This window comes from Pseudarthrobacter sp. GQ63, assembly GCF_059758765.1.
In genome coordinates this window covers 23,753-41,632 of the sequence record NZ_JCAXEF010000020.1, presented here as the reverse complement: position 1 = coordinate 41,632, position 17,880 = coordinate 23,753, and the positions used below count along the sequence as shown (strand labels likewise).

11 protein-coding genes and 1 pseudogene are annotated in these 17,880 nt (G+C 62.3%); 2 read left to right on the top strand and 10 right to left on the bottom strand.

Annotated features, from left to right (window positions below; genetic code table 11):
- Positions 1 to 3: 3 nt before the first annotated feature.
- The 4 genes from AC6CHP_RS19920 to AC6CHP_RS19905 form a co-directional block, all read right to left on the bottom strand.
- Entirely contained in the window at positions 4 to 981 is a 978-nt protein-coding gene (locus tag AC6CHP_RS19920; RefSeq protein ID WP_498231817.1) for a Gfo/Idh/MocA family protein, read from the bottom strand.
- Positions 978 to 2,189: a family 1 glycosylhydrolase gene (locus AC6CHP_RS19915; protein ID WP_498231815.1), complete on the bottom strand. Its 1,212-nt coding sequence runs from the start codon at positions 2,187 to 2,189 to the stop codon at positions 978 to 980. The genes AC6CHP_RS19920 and AC6CHP_RS19915 overlap by 4 nt, the downstream gene beginning before the upstream one ends.
- Positions 2,190 to 2,299: 110 nt before the next feature.
- Positions 2,300 to 4,792: a glycoside hydrolase family 2 TIM barrel-domain containing protein gene (locus tag AC6CHP_RS19910; RefSeq protein WP_498231813.1), complete on the bottom strand. Its 2,493-nt coding sequence runs from the start codon at positions 4,790 to 4,792 to the stop codon at positions 2,300 to 2,302.
- A gap of 185 nt (positions 4,793 to 4,977) precedes the next feature.
- On the bottom strand, positions 4,978 to 6,396 hold the full coding sequence (locus tag AC6CHP_RS19905) for an MFS transporter (RefSeq protein WP_498231811.1): 1,419 nt from the start codon (positions 6,394 to 6,396) through the stop codon (positions 4,978 to 4,980).
- Between the two features lie 149 nt (positions 6,397 to 6,545).
- Here AC6CHP_RS19905 and AC6CHP_RS19900 point away from each other — a divergent pair, with 149 nt between their 5' ends.
- Together AC6CHP_RS19900 and AC6CHP_RS19895 are read left to right on the top strand one after the other, a co-directional pair.
- Positions 6,546 to 7,133: a TetR/AcrR family transcriptional regulator gene (locus AC6CHP_RS19900; RefSeq protein WP_498231809.1), complete on the top strand. Its 588-nt coding sequence runs from the start codon at positions 6,546 to 6,548 to the stop codon at positions 7,131 to 7,133.
- A 153-nt stretch (positions 7,134 to 7,286) separates the two neighbouring features.
- Positions 7,287 to 7,547 (top strand): annotated as a pseudogene (locus AC6CHP_RS19895) (helix-turn-helix domain-containing protein); the annotation flags it as partial.
- Between the two features lie 327 nt (positions 7,548 to 7,874).
- On the opposite strand, the gene AC6CHP_RS19890 reads toward AC6CHP_RS19895, so the two are convergent.
- From AC6CHP_RS19890 to solA, 6 genes are all read right to left on the bottom strand, one after another.
- The gene (locus AC6CHP_RS19890; RefSeq protein ID WP_498231807.1) at positions 7,875 to 9,371 is read right to left on the bottom strand and encodes an NAD-dependent succinate-semialdehyde dehydrogenase; all 1,497 of its coding nucleotides are present in this window, start codon (positions 9,369 to 9,371) and stop codon (positions 7,875 to 7,877) included.
- Complete coding sequence (locus AC6CHP_RS19885) at positions 9,368 to 12,451, bottom strand: FAD-binding and (Fe-S)-binding domain-containing protein (protein WP_498231805.1); 3,084 nt, start codon at positions 12,449 to 12,451, stop codon at positions 9,368 to 9,370. The genes AC6CHP_RS19890 and AC6CHP_RS19885 overlap by 4 nt, the downstream gene beginning before the upstream one ends.
- A gap of 8 nt (positions 12,452 to 12,459) precedes the next feature.
- Positions 12,460 to 13,737, bottom strand: a complete 1,278-nt coding sequence (locus AC6CHP_RS19880; protein ID WP_498231803.1) for an aspartate aminotransferase family protein — start codon at positions 13,735 to 13,737, stop codon at positions 12,460 to 12,462.
- Positions 13,738 to 13,962: 225 nt separating this feature from the next.
- Complete coding sequence (locus AC6CHP_RS19875; RefSeq protein ID WP_498231801.1) at positions 13,963 to 15,468, bottom strand: aldehyde dehydrogenase family protein; 1,506 nt, start codon at positions 15,466 to 15,468, stop codon at positions 13,963 to 13,965.
- Positions 15,465 to 16,472 carry a succinylglutamate desuccinylase/aspartoacylase family protein gene (locus AC6CHP_RS19870; protein ID WP_498231799.1) on the bottom strand — a complete coding sequence of 336 codons (1,008 nt, stop codon included), beginning with the start codon at positions 16,470 to 16,472 and terminating at the stop codon, positions 15,465 to 15,467. Before AC6CHP_RS19870 ends, AC6CHP_RS19875 begins: the two co-directional genes overlap by 4 nt.
- Before the next feature lie 36 nt (positions 16,473 to 16,508).
- Positions 16,509 to 17,639 carry an N-methyl-L-tryptophan oxidase gene (gene solA / locus AC6CHP_RS19865; protein ID WP_498231797.1) on the bottom strand — a complete coding sequence of 377 codons (1,131 nt, stop codon included), beginning with the start codon at positions 17,637 to 17,639 and terminating at the stop codon, positions 16,509 to 16,511.
- Between the last annotated feature and the right edge of the window lie 241 nt (positions 17,640 to 17,880).

Here is a 17,880-nt window from a genome sequence, read left to right as displayed (position 1 = left end):
GCGTTATTGCATCTGCGCGAAGATTCCGTCAATTGTTCGAAAGGCGGCTATGGTGTCAGAAGCCGGGTGTACGGGATGCTCGATCAGTCCGTGCCCGATGGCATCGATCACGGCGCGCAGCATTGGAACGTAGCCGCTGCCCTCGCGTGGATACTTGACCAGGTCGGGTGTGCGGAGAATCTGCTGCATTCCACCCGCATGGATTTGAAGGTCGGTGGTGGCCCAAAACGGCGGTGTGAGCGTCAGCCAACCGCGTTGACCACCCACCGAGGCCGTCAGCTCACCAAACTCTGCCATGGAACTCGCGCACTGTGCGTAGCGCCCATCGGAGTATTCGAGGGTGAAGTGCTGCGCAACATCGAGTCCGTCTTCCCGCATTGTTCCGACTGCATGGATGGCTGCAGGTTCGCCGAACAGGGTATGGGCGAGTGTGATGGGGTAGATGCCTTGGTCGAGTAACGCACCGCCGCTGCGGGTGGGATCCCACTTGCTGCTTTCGCCGTCGTTCGGGAACGGGATCGAGAAGGTCGCCCGCAGGTTTCTCGGTTGGCCAATCGTCCCGGCCCGAATCTCCTCATGAAGCCGGATAAAGACCGGACTGAACTTCATCCACATGGCTTCCATCAAGAAAAGCCCCTGTTCGCCGGCCAGGGCAAACAGGTCCGATGCTTCAGCGGCGTTCATGGTTATCGGCTTCTCGACCAGCACATGCTTTCCGGCCAGCAGGGCGGCGCGGGTCATGGCGTGATGCGTCGCGAACGGGGTCGCTAGGTAGATCGCCTCAATTGATGGATCTCCCAGGACCGCGTCGTAGTCGTCAGTTGGTGTTGGGATGCCGAACTCTTCAGCGAATTGCGCGGCTTTGCCTGCGTCACGGCTGTGCACCATGGCGACCTCAGCGCCTTCGCAGCTCTGCAGATCAGGTACGACGCTCCTCGAGATCACGCCGGTTCCAATTGCGGCCCAACGTTGCGTTGTCATACCTGTACCGTCAGAACCGCGGCGTTGCTTTGGGCGACTTTCCCAAGCCACGCCAGGCTAGGCTTGGGGTAGCGGGTGAAGGTCTCGCGGTCGACGGCGATCAGGCCGAAGGTGGGCTCCCAATGACCCCACTCAAAGTTATCCAGTGCGCTCCAGTGAAGGTATCCGCGCACGTCGATTCCGTCGGCGACTGCCTCCAAGAGTCCCTGCAGGGCGCTGGTGGTGTAAGAGATGCGAACCTCGTCATCCGCCGTGGCGATGCCGTTTTCCGTGACCAGCGCGGGGGCCCCGCTGACCTGGACCGCATGGCGGATGGCGATGCCAAGCGCCTCCGGCCGGTAAGCGGCTCCGGTAAGGGTGTTGTCCGGGCTGGGTGGAGCTGGGATCATGCCGTTCGGTCCGATCTCCTGGGTCGAGTACGACTGCACGCCTATAAAATCGTCACCACGAGCACCCTCGAGGTAGAGGTCTTCCCTGGCATACCGCTCCGATTCGAGGTACTCAGAGTTCTCCGGCTTAGCCCACAGAGCAAGGTTGGCGGTAGTCCAGCCGACGTTGGCGGTCGTTTTCGCCTTCAGCACTGCCCGTGCGGCATGATGCGCTTCAACAAGCCGCCGACCTACTTCGAGGGTAGGTCTGGGGATCAGGATCCCTTCGCCGGGTTGGACCGTTGGGGTCACGAAATCCGGTACAGCGTCCGGGTTGATTCTTCGGGCCATGAGAACCATGAGAGCGAGCATGTTCGGTTCGTTGATGGTGCAGATCCATTCGACGCCGTCGAGGATCTCGGTGACGCGGGTGACATATGCCGTAAAACGGTCAATTGCTGTATCTCCGAGCCAGCCACCCTCTTCAACGAACCAACGCGGGCTCGTGAAATGGTGCAAGGTCACCACCGGTGTCAGCCCAAGACCGATTGCGGTGTCGATCATCCGCCGGTAGTGGGCGAGTTCGGCCCGTGAAAACTCGCCAGGGAGCGGCTCCACGCGTGCCCATTCGATCCCGAACCGGTAAGCCTTGAGTCCCGCATCGGCGAGTAGCCGCATGTCTTCCTCAAATCGGTGGTAGCTGTCTACAGCGTCGCCGCTGGAACCCAGGTGCGGCATTAACTGCTCGTACAGCCACCAATCGCTGTTCACATTGTTGCCCTCGATCTGGTGTGGCGCTGCGGCGGCTCCCCAAAGGAATGTGTTCGGTAGCGTTGTCATCTGTTGGTCCCCTTTGTGGTGTGACTGTTCTTGGTTGTTCGCGAAGAGACCCTGGTCTCCCACCTGCGGCTGGCTGCGGCTCTGGTCACCATGGTGCTGGCCACTTCTCATCAGATTCTTTGTGCGGCGTTCATGACCAGTTCTGGCATGCCGGAGGCGTCAGGGTCTTTCCGGGGTACGGCCGCCGTGGCATGGACGATCACGGGTTCGAGTCCTTCGGCCATCACAGTTACCGTGATGGCTCCCGGGCCCACGGGCCGGACGATGGCAAGGGCGCGCCCGTTGAAGGTGGTGCACGTCGGTCCGTCGAAGCGTTCCTCCGTGTTCGGTCGGCCGGTGCCCAGGCCTTGGAGGATCCCTGCCCCCTCGACCTGGACTGTCACAACACGGTCGCCTGCCGGGCTGATCGTGCCTGCCTGATCCTGGAGCCCAATGATCACGTACAAGAGGTCGGAGTCGTCGGCATTGATTTGTGTCCTGTCGGGAAGAGCCGAGAGCACCGCGGCGTCACCGGCGGTCTGCAGGACCGTTCGTGCCTGCTCCTGGCCGCCGGTGTAGGCGACTGCGATGAGTTCGCCCGGAGAGTAGCTGAGATCGAACACGGCCATGTAGGAATTGGTTCGTCCAGCCGGGAGCCGGCCAACGGAGTCTCCGTTCAGGATCAATTCAATTTCGTCAGCGTCACTATAGACCTCGACCTTGATGGGTGTCCCAGTTGAGACATGCCATGTCCAGCTGGAGATGGAGTCGCTCCAGGCCCACTGGCCCTGAAGGGCGGGGCGTCCGTAGTTTTCAGGGCGGTGCACGGCGATGTACGGCTCATGGCGGAGGCCGAACACGGTCTCGCGGTAGTACGAGATTGGCCGCCGGAATCCAGTGATGTCGAGGTCGCCGGTCCACGCAGTGAGCCAGGGGTAGTCCGCTTCGAACGTGGGCGTGCCTTGATCGACATACTGAATCCTGCCGGCACCGGCCTCACCGAGGTAATCCCAACCTGTCCAGGTAAAGTCTCCCAGGACGTGCGGGTTCTCTTCCACCAGCTTCCAGTTCGCACCGATGTGTGGCGGAAAGGTCTCAGTCCCGACAATGACGCGGTTGGGGAAGAGTTCCCGGTCCAGCACGTAGCGACTGTCGCCGTAGTTCATTCCTGCGACATCAAGAACCGAGAAGGACTCCTCAGTTTTCGCCGTAACCAGCGGCGATGCGCTGACCTGGTTCATCAGGTCCCCGGCATTCATGGCATCGTTCACACCGCCTTGCTGGGTATCTGCCGAGCGCTGCTTCATCATGGCTGTCACCTCGGGAAGCACCGAGACGAACCCGTTGATACCGTTGGTCACAAAACGGGTGCTGTCGAGTGCGCGGACCTTCTCGGCAAGTTTCCGGCCCCACTCCGAGCCCAAGGGAGCCCCCGTCTCGGGAATCTCGTTCCCGATCGAGTAGAAGATGACGCTTGGGTGGTTGAAGTTCTTGGCGACCATCGCTTCGACGTCGCGCTCCCACCATTCCGGGAAGGAAAGAGAATAGTCGAACGAAGCCTTCCCATCGGTCCAAATATCAAAGGTCTCGTCCATGACCAGCATGCCGATTCGGTCACAGGCCTCCAGCATGGGTTGGCTGATCGGATTGTGGGCGCTGCGAATGGCGTTGAATCCTGCGGCCTTGAGTAGTTCGACCCGCCGTTCCTCGGCGCGGCCGATCACAGCAGCACCAAGCAGACCGTTGTCCGCGTGAATGCAGGCCCCTCGGAGCTTCACACTGCTGCCGTTGATGCGCAGCCCGTACATCGGATCCAGCTTCAGAGACCGGATGCCGAAGGTCACATCGCGAGTATCCAGGACCTCGGTTACGTCGCGGACGCTCACAGTGGCGGTGTAAAGATTGGGGTCATCCACGCTCCACAACGCCGGCTCCAGTACGTAAAGGCGGTGCCGGGTGGTCGCTGATGCGCCCGGCGACAAGGTGACGGGAGCACTGCCGCGGGCGACCACTGTTCCTTCCGCGCCCCGGATCTCGGAATCGGTTGTGACGGTTTCGGTCGTGAGACTGTTGTTGGTCACGGTCACCGCAACCTCAACCACGGCGCGTTCAGCGTCAATATCCGGAGTAGTGATACTGACTCCATTGGTTTCCAAATGGATGAGCTGGGTAACGACGAGAAAGGTATCGCGCGTTATACCGGCGCCGGTGTACCAGCGCGAGTCTTCGTGGGCCCGGGCATCGACACGAATCGTGTTCGTCTCCCCGTACCTCAGGAACGGCCCCAAGTTGACGGTGAAAGTGGAGTAGCCAAAAGGCCGCTGCGCGGCGAAGGCACCGTTTACGTACACCATGGCATCTCGGTGCACGCCTTGGAACTCGACCGAAACGCGGTGCTGACGGTACTCCTCCGGCACGTCAAAGGTCTTCGTGTACTCAAAAACCCCTCCCGGGCTGAAACCGGTGCGTGACCCTTCGGCGCAATCTGCAGACCTCGGCAAGGCAAGGATCGCGTCATGTGGCAATGACACGGCCGTTCCCTCGGAACCGCCGCCCTGCAGCTGGGCATAGATGCTTGTCTTTGGACGGACGAGCCATCCTTGGTTGAACGATGAGCGTGTCAATTGCTTACCTTGTCTTTTGAATCAATAAGTGGTGCGTTGTGCTTTCGATCGCCTATCGGTTCCTGGCGATCGGCTCATGTTGTTTCCCAGTCGTCGGGCGACGCCGTCGTCGACATGAACGGGCAGCCCCACACGTAGTCGGCGATCGAGGTGCGAACCTGTGGAGTCCCTGAGTGACTAATGGGTTAGAACTTCAGCGTGCTGGTATCCGCGTGGATGCCGGCGTCGAGGTCCTGGTTGATATGCACGATGTGCTTGTCGAGCTTGTAGAGAAAAGTGATCACGAGCATGATCACTGCGAGGACAAGTGGAACGAGTGAGTACAGGCTCAAGATCATCGCTTGCGCTGGTTCCGTCTGCACCTCGGCGAGCCCGTTGTAGCCGACGATTCCCATCATGATGCCGACCCCAGCCGAAGCGAGTCCTGACCCTACTTTCGATGTGAAGTTGGTAACCGAATTTGTTACTGCGTCGATCCGCCGGCCAGTCCTCCATTCCCCGTACCGCATAGCCTGAATCACGAAGAAGCCGATCAGCAGCGTCACGACCGCCGTAAGGGAACCCAAGATCTGTCCAACTACCACGGCGGCGAGGTTGGTGGGGAACACAAGCACGAGCGTGTAGCCGATGGTCGCAAGGACGAGGCCGGCACGGAGAAAATTGATCGCCCCGATCGTGCGCACTGCAAGGGGGAACAGCAGGAAGACGAAGGGTATGACGAGACCACCTGCTGATACGAGTGAGAGCAATCCCAAATCGCCGAAAACGTACTTGAAGTAGTAGGCGCCGACAATGGTGCTCATGTGAGTGATGATGTTTGCCACCAAGACAAGGGAGGCGAGAACGAAGACGTACTTGTTGCGGATGAGGGCTTTCAGGGCATCCTTGACGTGCACACGCTCTTCAGTGGTGTGGTCTACCTCGTCCTCGGGAAGCTCCTTCACAGTGAAGAACCGGATAAGGCCTAGAATCATCATCGGAATACCGTAGACAAGGGCTATAAGCGTCCATCCGCCTGGTTGAGTTCCCCACGTCGCCATCAGCTGCGGCAGCATGACACTCGCAACAGATGCGAAGAGAATGACGAATACACCCTGCCGCGAGAGCACCTTCGCGTAACGGACCTGACCCCGGAGAGCTCGCTTGAGGTATACGCCTTCGGACCCGTTGAGGAATGTGTGGCAGACCGACTGGATGAGCGCGTAAAGGACGAATAGGTACGTCGCCTGCCAGAAGGTACTCATCTCCGGGGTGGAGAAGATTGCAATTGTCAGCAACCACGAGGGCACTATGAACAGCTCGTAGGGCCGTGCCTTGCCCCACCGTGTGTTCGTTCGATCGATGATGAATCCGACCATCAGGTCAGTAACTCCATCAAAGAGTTTCGCCGCAAGGAACAGGCCTCCCACGAGCGCAGCCGGCAGGCCCACGACGTCCGTCGCGTAGAAGGTCAGTTGCATCATAACGAGCACGTCGACCGCGAGGGCGATACCGCGCGTCGAGAATCTCAGTGAGAAAGCTCGTGGGAGCGCCGCGGCTGCTTTCGCAGCAGCGTGCGCGTCCGCTTCCAGGACCGCTGCTGAGGGAAGTGGGGTTTGTGACATTTGATCTCTCCATTGAGGTGACTGTCGCGTCCTCGCGGCCCTCAAAGGGAACTACGAGAAATACTGCAGTTGTCTAGTGGTCACTAGATTAGATCTAGTGAGTGGTAGATTACAATCTTTAAATCGATCCGTCCAGCAAGGGAGTGACTTTGACCACGTCGCCAGCAGTCGAGAAAAGGGTGCAGAAGCGCCTGGCGCCTGACGTCCGGCGCCGGCAGATAGTTACCGAGGCCACACGCCTCATCTCCGTTTCGGGCTTCAACGCCGTGTCCCTCATGGACATTGCTGAAGCGTGCGGGATCCGGGGACCATCAGTCCTTCACTACTTCCCCTCGATGGCCGACCTGCTGGCAGCCGTCCTTGCGTATCGTGACGAGGTCGACGCCGCCGATCCGCCGGCAAAAGAGTCCTTGGCGACACCGGAAGGAGTGAGCGCATTCATGCGCTCGTCGGCATCCCGCAACCTCAATCGTGTGCAACTGGTTCGCCTGTATGTGGTGCTCGCAGCCGAAGCCATCGACCCCGGGCACCCCGCACATGACTACTTCGTGGACCGCGAGCGAAGGACATTAGCTGCATTCGAAACCCTGCTCGGGTGGAAACGCAACCCCTCACTCGCCGCCCGCGAACTGATGGCGTTCTGGAATGGCCTCGAGCGTCAGTGGATCCTAACCCCGTCCACCGACTTCATGGCCGTGTGGGACAACTTTGCGGAACGATTCTTCGTTAGGCACTGACTATCGAGGCCAGCAAAAGCGCCGGTAGATGGGAGGAGCTCTCCGGCCGTATTACATTCCTCGTTGGACCACTGTCTGCGTGTCGAATGTGGGTATCAACGCCGTCATCAGAGATCAAGACGACGCTGCGACTCGGGGGGGCAGTTCCGGGCAGTGGAAGACAAATGCCCGTTGCGGCGGGCAGCTGAACGGTGTCAGGTGTCCGTCACGACCGCTGCGCGGTGGGCTGCCCGTTACCGGGCTCTTGGTGAGGCCGGAATGGAAGACCGCTCCAGCCGGCCCGTCAGGTCCGCGCGGAGGACCTCCGTGCGGCGGGAGCGGCGGATTATCGCGATCAGGGTCAACCGCCGGTGGGGACCGGCACGGATTGGATATCTGCTGGTTCCCCTAAGAGGTCTTCACCTATTCACAATTTAACCAACGTCCTGACTCAGTACATCTAGTCCGCCGCGGAGCTGGAAAGCCCGGCTATGTAGAAGGGAGAGAGCGCTCAGGCGACGGCCAGGAAGGCCTAGACCACCGGCAGGGGAACTGCCCAAGGAATGACGCTGCGGCGTTGGCCGCGGCCAACAGGAAGCCCGCGGCCGCGACCAGGACGCACGGCCGTCGAGAGCGGCCCAGGGTGCCGCTAACCTTGACAGCAATGGGGTCGAAGGTATCGGAGCACACTGGTTGAGTGGATATCAGTATCGGATATCTGACGCGGCTATTAGGCGCTTGCTGCCTTACCACAGCCCGGTGTTATTGATTGCGGGGGATGGCCATGTATTTGATTTCCAGGAATTCGTCCAGGCCCACGCGACCGCCTTCGCGGCCCAGGCCGGAGGCCTTGATGCCGCCGAAGGGTGCTGCTGGGTTGGAGACGATGCCGGTATTGAGTCCCACCATGCCGACCTCCAGTTCTTCACCGACGCGGAAGGCGCGGTCGAGGTCCTGTGTGAAGATGTAGCTGGCAAGGCCCCACGGGGTGTCGTTGGCGAGGCGGACGACTTCCTCTTCGGTGTCAAAGGGGACGATCGGGGCGACGGGGCCGAAGATTTCCTCACTCATCAGGGCCGCATCCGGGGTGACGTCGGAGAGCACTGTGGGGGAGTAGAAGTAGCCGTTGCGTTCCGGCCGGGACCCGCCGCATACCACGGTGGCACCCTTGGCAACGGCATCATCCACGAGCTCCTGGACTTTGTTCAGAGCCTTCTGTTCAACGAGGGGGCCGACGTCGGTCCCTTCCTTTGCCCCGTCCCCCACTGTAAGGGAGCCGAGACGCTTGGCGAGCCGTGCGGAGAAGTCGGCGGCCACGGAGCGCTGGACGAAGATCCGGTTGGCCGCGGTGCAGGCCTCGCCCATGTTCCGCATCTTGGCGGCGAACGCGCCTTCCACGGCGCGGTCAAGGTTGGCGTCGTCAAAGACGATCAGGGGGGCGTTTCCGCCCAGTTCCATGGAGGAGCGCATGACGTTCTTTGCTGCTTGTTCAAGGAGCCGGACGCCGACCCCGGTAGAGCCGGTGAAGCTGACCTTGCGTGCGATGCCGCTTTCCATCCAGGGGGTCACGACGTCGGATGCTTTGGTGGTTGTCACGACGTTGAGCACGCCCTGGGGAAGGCCTGCCTCGATCAGGATGTCCACTAGGGCCAAGGAGGACAGCGGGGTGAGGTTCGCCGGTTTGAAGACCATGGTGCAGCCGGCAGCGATGGCCGGTCCGATCTTGCGTGTGCCCATGGCGAGCGGGAAGTTCCATGGTGTGATGAGGACGCAGGGGCCTACCGGCTCCTTGGAGACGAGGATACGGTTTTTGCCGTCCCCGGTGGTGGTCAGGTCGCCACCGATGCGTACGGCTTCCTCCGAGAACCAACGGAAAAATTCTGCGGCGTAGGCTACCTCTCCCTTGGCTTCAGCGAACGGCTTGCCCATTTCTGTGGTCATGATCAGGGCCAGTTCGTCCTGCCGGGCCATGATGAGGTCAAAGGCGCGGCGCAGGATTTCGCTGCGCTCCCGGGGCGCCGTTTTGGCCCATTGCTTCTGTACCCGGCCGGCTGTTTCGATGGCCCGCCGGGCGTCCTCGGCGCCACCGTCGGCGACGCTGGCGATCACTTCTTCCGTGGCGGGGTTGATGACGTCGAACCGCGCGCCGGACGCTGCTTCGACCCATTCGCCGTCAATGTAAAGGCCGGTGCTGACCTTTGTGAGGGCGTCCAGCGCCTTCTGTGAGGTTTGGGAGTTTGTTGTCGCCTGGATGCTCATGAAGGGTCCTTTTCTTTGGTGGGAGGCACTGCTGCACGGCGGGGTGGAGGACTTGCTGCCCCTGGTTTGCCGGGGTCGAGAAGTTCGGCCAGGTGGCGGCCGGGTCTGGAGTTGTCGAGCTGCTGGACCTGCATGGCGCAGGAGAAACCGTCGGTGAGCACCACTGACGTCGCATCCGTCCCGCGCAGCGCCGGGGCCAGGGACTGTTCGGCCACCAGCATGCTGACGTCGAAGTGCTCCTTTTCAAAGCCGAAGTTGCCGGCGACACCGCAACAACCTGAGGCGTCCGTGACGTCTGTGACACCCACGGCCTGGAGCGCTGATTTCTGGGTGCCGGCTCCGAAGACGGAATATTCGTGGCAGTGTGTCTGCAGCACCACGTGCTCCGGCAGAGGCTCGGCCGGTGCCGGACTCCAGCCTGAGCTGGTGAGCTCTTCAATGTGGGACGCGAAGCTCCGTACCCGTGCTGCCACGCGCCGGGCCTGTTCGGTGTGCACGAGTTCCGGCAGGTCCTTTCGAAGTGCTGCGGCGCAGCTGGGTTCCACGACCACGATGGGGCGGTCGGTGCCGTCGTCCAGTGCCGAGGCGGCGTGTCCGAGAAGCTTCTTTGCGGTGTCCAGTTGGCCGGTGGAAATCCAGGTCAGGCCGCAGCAGGCGTCAGCTGAGCATTCTGTGGTGGTCCCGGATCCGGTGAGCACGCGGGCCGCGGCGCCGGCGACCTCTGGCCGGAAGCCGCGGGTGAATGTATCCACGAACAGGACGACACCGTCCGGTGCTTCGCGGTCGCCGTCGCGGTCGTACTTGCGTACGGGTCCGACGCCGGCTGCGGCCAGTTCGCGGCGCCACTCCCCGGCGCCCGCGAAGCGGGGCAGCGCACGGTGGGTGGTGAGCCCGCCCAGGGCGGCAGCGGCCTTGGCCAGGGGTGTGGACATCACTGCGTTGACCAGGGGGGCGATGCGGCCGGTGATTTTGAGCCAGCGGGGCAGCCAGCCGAGGGAGAAGTGCGAGAGCGGGCGCCGCTTGCCCTCGTAGTAGTGGGAGAAGAATTCGGATTTGTAGGTGGCCATGTCAACGCCGGTGGGGCAGTCAGTGGAGCAGGCCTTGCACGAGAGGCAGAGGTCCAGCGCCTCCCGGACCTCCTCAGATTTCCAGCCTTCCTCAACGCTGCGGGCGCCACGGACCATGTCCTGGAGGACGCGGGAGCGGCCGCGCGTGGAGTCCTTTTCGTCCTTGGTGGCCCGGAAGCTGGGGCACATCACACCGCCGGAATCGGTGCGGCAGCGGCCGACACCGATGCAGCTCTGGAGCGCGTGGACCCAGGGGTCCGTCCCGCTGCCCGTGCTGGTCTCGGGGGAGTCGGTTTCCGCCGTGGAGCCGCCGCCGGCACCAATCGGGCGAAGGTCGAAGCTGGTCCGCCACTGCCGCTGGGGGATTCCTTGCAGGGCAAGGTTCGCGTCCATGGCGTCCGGCTCGGTCAGCGACCCCGGATTGAGGATGCCGACGGGGTCCCAGATGCGGCGATAGCTTGAAAAGGCAGCGAGCATACGGGGAGAGTACATGTAGGCCAGGAGTTCGGAACGGGCCCTGCCGTCCCCGTGCTCGCCGGAAAGTGACCCGCCGTGCCGGACAACCAGTTCCGCGGCTTCCCGCGTGAAGGCCCGGAACACCGTACGTCCGGCGTCGGTTCGAAGATCGTAGGTGATGCGGATGTGCATGCAGCCGGCGCCGAAGTGGCCGTACATGACGCCCTGCAGGTCGTGCCGGGCGAGGAGTTCGCGGAAGTCTGAGAGGTAATCGGCCAGCTTGGCGGGTTCGACTGCGGAGTCCTCCCAGCCGGGCCAGGATTCTCCTCCGGTGGAGAGCCGGGCCGAGAGTCCGGCGCCGTCCTCCCGGACGCGCCAGAGCGATGCCCGTTCCTGGAGGTTGGGGACCTGGCGGCCGTCCACCAGCCGGCCGTTCTCCTTCAGGCGGGCGAGCAGCCGGTCCGCTTCAGCACGGACACTCTCCGGGCTGTCGCCGTCGAGGTCCACGTAAAGCCAGGCCTTGCCTTCGGGCAGGCCCAGTACCGAGCCGTCACCCCGGCGGAACCGCATCGTATCCACGATGGCCTCGTCGATGCCTTCCACCGCGGCGGGTGAGAACTCCAGGATGGTTTCGATGTCCCGCGCCGCCTCGACCACATCGGCATAGCCGAGGCAGACAAGGAGTGCACTGGCAGGTTTGGCGACGAGCTTCATTCGCGCGCCGACGATGATGGCGCACGTTCCCTCGGAGCCGGCTAAAGCGCGTGCGACGTTGAAACCGCGTTCCGGGAGCAGGTTTGCCAGATGGTAGCCGGAGACCTGGCGTTGGATGCGTTCGAGTTCAAGGCGGAATTCGGGCAGGTGACTGGAGGTCAAGTCCTTTAAAGAAGTGGTCAGGGCGGCCGCCTTGGCCGCCGAGGCGTCATCCTCAGGATGGGTGGCTTTTACCCCGGAGGCTGCAGCGGTGAGCTGGAAGCCTTCGGACGTCACGACGTCGATTTCTGACACGTGGTCCGATGTCCGTCCATAGCGGACCGAATGATTACCGCATGCATCGTTGCCCAGCGAACCACCCACTGTGGCTCGGTTCTTTGACGATGGATCCGGGGCGAAGGTAAGGCGGCCTTCGGTCGCTTTTTCCACCTCGCGGGAGAGGGCGGCGAGCACCACCCCGGGATCAACAGCCACCGTTCCGGAGGACTCGTCAATAGTGTGGATGCCGTTCATGTAGCGGGAAAAGTCCAGTACCACGCCGGGGCCCATGGCGTTTCCGGCCATGGACGTTCCGCCGCCACGGCCGATAAGCGGCGTTGAAGTTTCACGGCAGGCGGCAACGGCGGCGACGACGTCATCAACAGTCCGGGGAAAGAGCACCGCAAGCGGGGCCACCCGGTAGTTGGAGGCATCGTAGGAGTATTCGGCGAGCCGGCGCGGTGAGCTGTCCGCAGCCAGGCCGGCCGACGCGAGGCGGGCAAGGACCGCCGGCGTGGGGGACAGGTTGCGGGGCCGGCCGGTGTCCGGTTGCGGGTCCGCTGAGGACTGAACGGCATCAATCATGGATTGGCTCAGGATCCGGTCGAGGCGGAAACTGCGCCCAGGACCGCGCCCACGGCCGCTTCGAAACGCGTGAGCCCGGTGGAAATTTCCTCCGCGGTGACCACGAGTGCCGGGATCAGGCGGACCACATTGCCGGACGGGCCGCAGGTGAGGGTCAGCAGGCCCTGGGCGGTGGTGGCCTGCTGGACCGCGGCGGCGGTCACGGAGTCCGGCGTGCCGTCTTCGGCGGTGAATTCGATGCCCTGCATCAGGCCCAGGCCGCGTACGTCGCCGATTACCGGGAAGCGCGCCTGGATGTCCTTTAGGCCGGCTTGCAGTTGTTCGCCGCGGACGCGGGAGTTCTCCACGAGGCCTTCGTCCCGTACGACGTCCAGGGTGGCCACGCCGGCCGCGGCGGACACGGCGTTGCCGCCGTATGTTCCGCCTTGGGATCCGGGCCAGCCCTTGGCCATGGTCTCGGTGGAGGCTGCGATCGCTGAGATCGGGAAGCCGGACGCGATGCCCTTGGCGGTGACAATGATGTCCGGTGTTGCGGTGGAGTACTGGTGGCCCCAGAATTTGCCCATGCGTCCGACGCCGGCCTGGACCTCGTCGAAGATCAGCTGGATGCCGTGGCGGTCGGCGCGTTCGCGCAGCCCTTCGAGGAAGGCCGGGGGTGTGGGAAGGTAGCCGCCGTCACCGAGGGCCGGTTCGATCAGGAACGCGGCAGTGTCGTTGGGCGCGGTCCGTGTCTGCAGCAGGTAATCGAGTTCTTTCAAGGCAAAGGCGACCGTGCTGGCCTCGTCCCAGCCGTACCGGTAGGCGTAAGGGAACGCGGACATGTGCACGCCGGACATCAACGGGGAGAACCCGGCCGAAAAACGCGTTCCCGCTGTGGTCAGTGAGGCCGCGGCAACGGTGCGGCCGTGGAATCCTCCCTGGAAAACGACGATGTTCGGCCGGCCGGTGGCCATGCGGGCCAGCCGGATCGCGGCTTCGACGGCTTCGGACCCGGAGTTGGCGTAGAAGACGGAGTCCAGGCCTTCGGGGAGGACTTCGCCGAGCTTCTCGGTCAGCGCCAGCAGCGGCTTGTGCATCACGGTGGTGTACTGGGCGTGGATGATCTTGCCCACCTGCTCCCGGGCTGCCTCCACGACGCGCGGGTGGCAGTGGCCCGTGCTGGTTACGCCAATTCCTGTGGTGAAGTCGAGGTAGGCATTGCCGTCAGTGGCGTGAATCCAGCTGCCGAGGGCATGGTCCACAACAAGGGGTGTTGCTTGTTTGAGGAGGGGGCTAAGAGAGGTCATTGGATGTTGTCCCGATCTGGTGTGTATGTGGCTGCGGCACAGCCCGGTGGAGATCATCGTGAAACGGATCTGGTGAGCCGAAGGTGAGGGGCACCTCAGGCCCGATGACAGCCGCAACCGCGGCCAGCGGGGCGGTCACTGCCGTGGCGTGGGGGGAGCCCGTCACGGCAGTGCCACCGCTTTTCCTCATGGCCGGGGAAGCCGTGGTGAGGATCTTTGTCCTGCTTAGGTGGCATCCAGATCATGTGAGATGCCAATGCAAATGTTTTTCACGGCCAGGTAGCTATTGATGCCCTCAATGCCCTTCTCCCGGCCCCAGCCGCTTTTCTTGAAGCCGCCGAACGGCATTTCGATTCCCGTACCGGCGTCATAGCTGTTGACGTTGACCTGGCCGGACCGGATCCGCTTTGCCAGGTAGAGCGCCTGGTCGATGTTGCGGCTCCAGACATAAGCCGACAGGCCGAACGGAGTGTCGTTGGCAATGGCAAGGGCCTCCTCGACAGTGTCAAAGCGGACGAGTGTGAGGACCGGCCCGAAGACCTCCTCCTGAGCCATCCGCTCGCTGTTACTCGTCACTTCGATGATCGTAGGTTCAATGAAGTAGCCGTCGATGAGTTCGCTGGTTGCAGCAGCCTGGCCGCCGGTGTGGATTTTCACTCCGTCATTTCGCGCGTCCTGGAGGACGGCGACAATTTTGTCCTGCTGCGTTTGGGAGACGACGGGACCAATGTCAGGATCATCGATCCCGGGCCCCATCCGCAGCGCCTTCACACGGGCGATGAGTGAGTTGAGGAAGGCGTCACCCCCGGCGCCCCGCTGGAGCAGAAGCCTGCTCCCTGCCGAGCAGGTCTGGCCAGCGTTATTGAGGAAGATCGACGCCATAACGGCCGGTAAAGCCTTCTCGAAGTCCGCGTCGCCGAACACCACCGACGGGGACTTTCCACCCAGTTCCAAAACGGATGGAACAATGTTCTCCGCCGCCGCCGTAGCTACCTTGATTCCGGTTGAAACAGAGCCGGTGAACGTGACCTGGTCGATATCAGGGTGGGATGAGAGCGCAGAACCCGCTTTGCCACCACCGGTAACGACGTTCAGGGCGCCGTCGGGCAGACCGCACTCCTGGGCTATCCGGGCAATCCGCAATGGTGTCAGCGATGCTTCTTCCGAGGGTTTCAGGACCACCGTGCAACCGGCAGCGAGGGCGGGGGCCGCGCTCCGCCCGGTGTTCTGCAGAGGGTAGTTGAAGGGGAGAATCTGGCCGGACACGCCTATCGGCTCACGGACAACCACGTCAAGTATGTGGTCAGCAACAGGCACTGTTGAGCCTGCTATTTTGTCCGCCAGTCCGCCGTAAAACTCAAAATACCGTGCGGCTGCTTCGACATCCCCGTAGGCCTGTTTGAGGGGTTTGCCCACGTCATAGCACTCCAGCCGAGCCAGTTCATCTGCGTTGGCGCGGATGGAAAGGGCAATCTTGTTCAGTACCTGGCCGCGCTCCGATGCCCTCAGGCGGGGCCAGGGCCCTGTTTCGAACGCCCGCCGTGCCGCACGAACTGCGTCGGCAATATCTTCGGCCCCACCGTTGGCAAGAGTGGCCAGCGGCTTTCCGGTGGCGGGGTTGAAGGCGGTGAACGTTGAACGGTCACGGGCAGGGACGAAGGCCCCGTCGATGAAGAGCAGCTGTTCAACATCCAGGCCGAGAACTGAAGTTTCCTGCTCGCTGGGCGTCACGGTACCAGTGTCTCCTCGATTGGTCCGAAAATCATGGTTTCTTCGCCCGGGTTCACGGTCCGAAGCCGGCGGATCCAGAGAACGATTCCGTCTTCTGGTGCGGTCACCGTTTCACGGACAACGCCGAGGTGATCGACGATGACTGCGATGACGTCGCCTTCCTTGCAGTGATCGCCGGGTTCGACCTTTTCAATGTAGAACCCTCCCACACTGGCCCTGGCAAATGTTGCGTTGACTGCTGCGTAGCTCTCGCCCAGCTTGCTGTCACCATCGATCATGTCGAGGTGTCGGACGATGTTCATGATGCTGTCGAAGTGGTGCTTTACGACGGAGCCCTTGTAGGTGCCGCCGCCGGCTTCCAGGGTGACCGCCGGTTTTCCGACCGCAAGGAAGGATGAACGTGCCGTTCCACCCCAATTGCCGCCCTTCCAGATAACGGGATTTCCCGAAGCCATGCCGAGTTCGGTGGCGATGTCTTCATAGCCGCGCTGGACAACGACCAGAGGCGTAATCTCGCCGAAGGTTCCGCCGGTGTGCAGGTCGATGAAAGCGTCCACGTAGGGAACAACATCCGTGATGAACGTCGCGGCCAGGCGCATCGAGATGGACCCGTCGGAGTCACCCGGAAAGATCCGGTTGAAGTTCAAGTAATCCAGGCCGCTGATTCGTGTAGCGGCGGCGAAGGCTGCAGTGTTAATGCACGGCATGCCCACGAAAGTGCCGTGCAGCGTTTCGGGATCGATAGCCTCAATGGCGTCCCTGACGGCTTGCATGCTGTCATATTCGTCTCCGTGGATTCCTGCTCCAACCGCGAGGACAGGACCGGGGTATTTCCCGTGGACGACCGAGAGCGGGATATTGATCTCTTCGCCGTTCGCGCCGACAGCTACCGGGATAGCGCCTGTTCCGCGGGTTCCCGGGTCCAGGGTGACTGTTCCGATGGAGTAGCTGTCAGTTGAGGATTCTCCCGTGCGGGGAGCTTTGAGCATGGTCAGTGTTGACATCGTGCTGCCTTTCATTAGGGCTAAAGGAGGGTGTGCTTAAGGGGTGGCCGCGAAATCGCGGTGGAGGAAATCGAGGTTCATTGGCGTGGGCTTGCCGAGGGCCAACAAGGCACCGATCTCACCGATGGCCGGTGCGATCTTGAAGCCGTGGCCGGAAAATCCTGCCAGTAGGATGACGTTTTCGGATCCGGGCGCTGGCTGAACGATGGGCCGGGCATCGTCCATGTAGCCTTCGAAGTAGGTAGTGACCCTGATCGGATCAGGCTGAAGTGTGGGGAGGTATCCCGCGAGGATCTCATCAAAAGGGGCCAAATCCCCGGGACTGACGCTGCGAGCCTCGTCGTTGGGTTCATTCACAACAAGGTGATCCACGACGGACAGCCCGACTTTTACGCTGATGCCATCAGGGGAGGGGACCCCGTAGAAGTGGCGCGGGCCCAGCCGGATGAATGCCGGCCCCGACGGCATTTCTGCGCCCGGACGTGATGCGTACCAGACAGAGATAGGCCTCCGGATGCTGATGCTCTGTCCCAGGCCAGGCAGCAATTTGGTCACCCAGGGTCCCGCTGAAACGACAACCCGGTCGAACTCCAGAGCGCCTGCGTCCGTGACGACTGTGACCCCTGCGCCGTTGTCCACGATGTCCAGTACCTGGGTATTCCGGCGCACTTCAGCACCCAGGGACTCCGCCAGAAGAACCGTTGAGAGGATGGTCAGCTCCGGACGAATCATTCCCGCCCGGTGGTCCACGATGGCCATGTCGTCCACGTCCATGGTGAACTGGGGCAGTTTCCGCTTCATTTGCTCACGGTCGAGAAGGTCATAGTCGAGACCGTACTCCGTGACTGAAGCGAGGGCATTCCTAATGTGCTGATGACTGGGCGGTCCCATGAGGACACACCCGGTCATGCTCCGCAGTTCCCTCTGGGTCTGGGCTTCAAGCTTTCCCCACAGCTCATCGGCCCGTTGAAGGATGGGGACGTAGCGGGGATCTTCGAACTGGGCGCTGCGAAAAATCCTGCTTTCACCACCGGCCGCTCCGCGGTCATGGCCAGGGGAGAACTGCTCGAAGCCCACCACTTCCACGCCGGCTTCTTCAGCCAGTGTCTTAAGGACCTGTGAACCCATCGTTCCAAGGCCAATAACTGCTACGCGTATTCGTTCCATTGCAAACCCTACGGTTGTCGTGTGCCACAATCTGGCATGCCGTGCCAATTAATAGCAAAGGTAGCACACCAGCCCGAGTGGCGGGAGGTTTTTTCTGAGACCTTCGCGCGTGGGGGCGCGCTGGGTGGCGAAAAGATGAATTGGTTCCCACCTCCGCAACGTGCCCCAGGGTCGGCCGCGGGGCCCTCTGGGGGCTGGTCTCCCTGGGGTGCCGACGGGCGGGCTGCGCAGATGGCGCTCA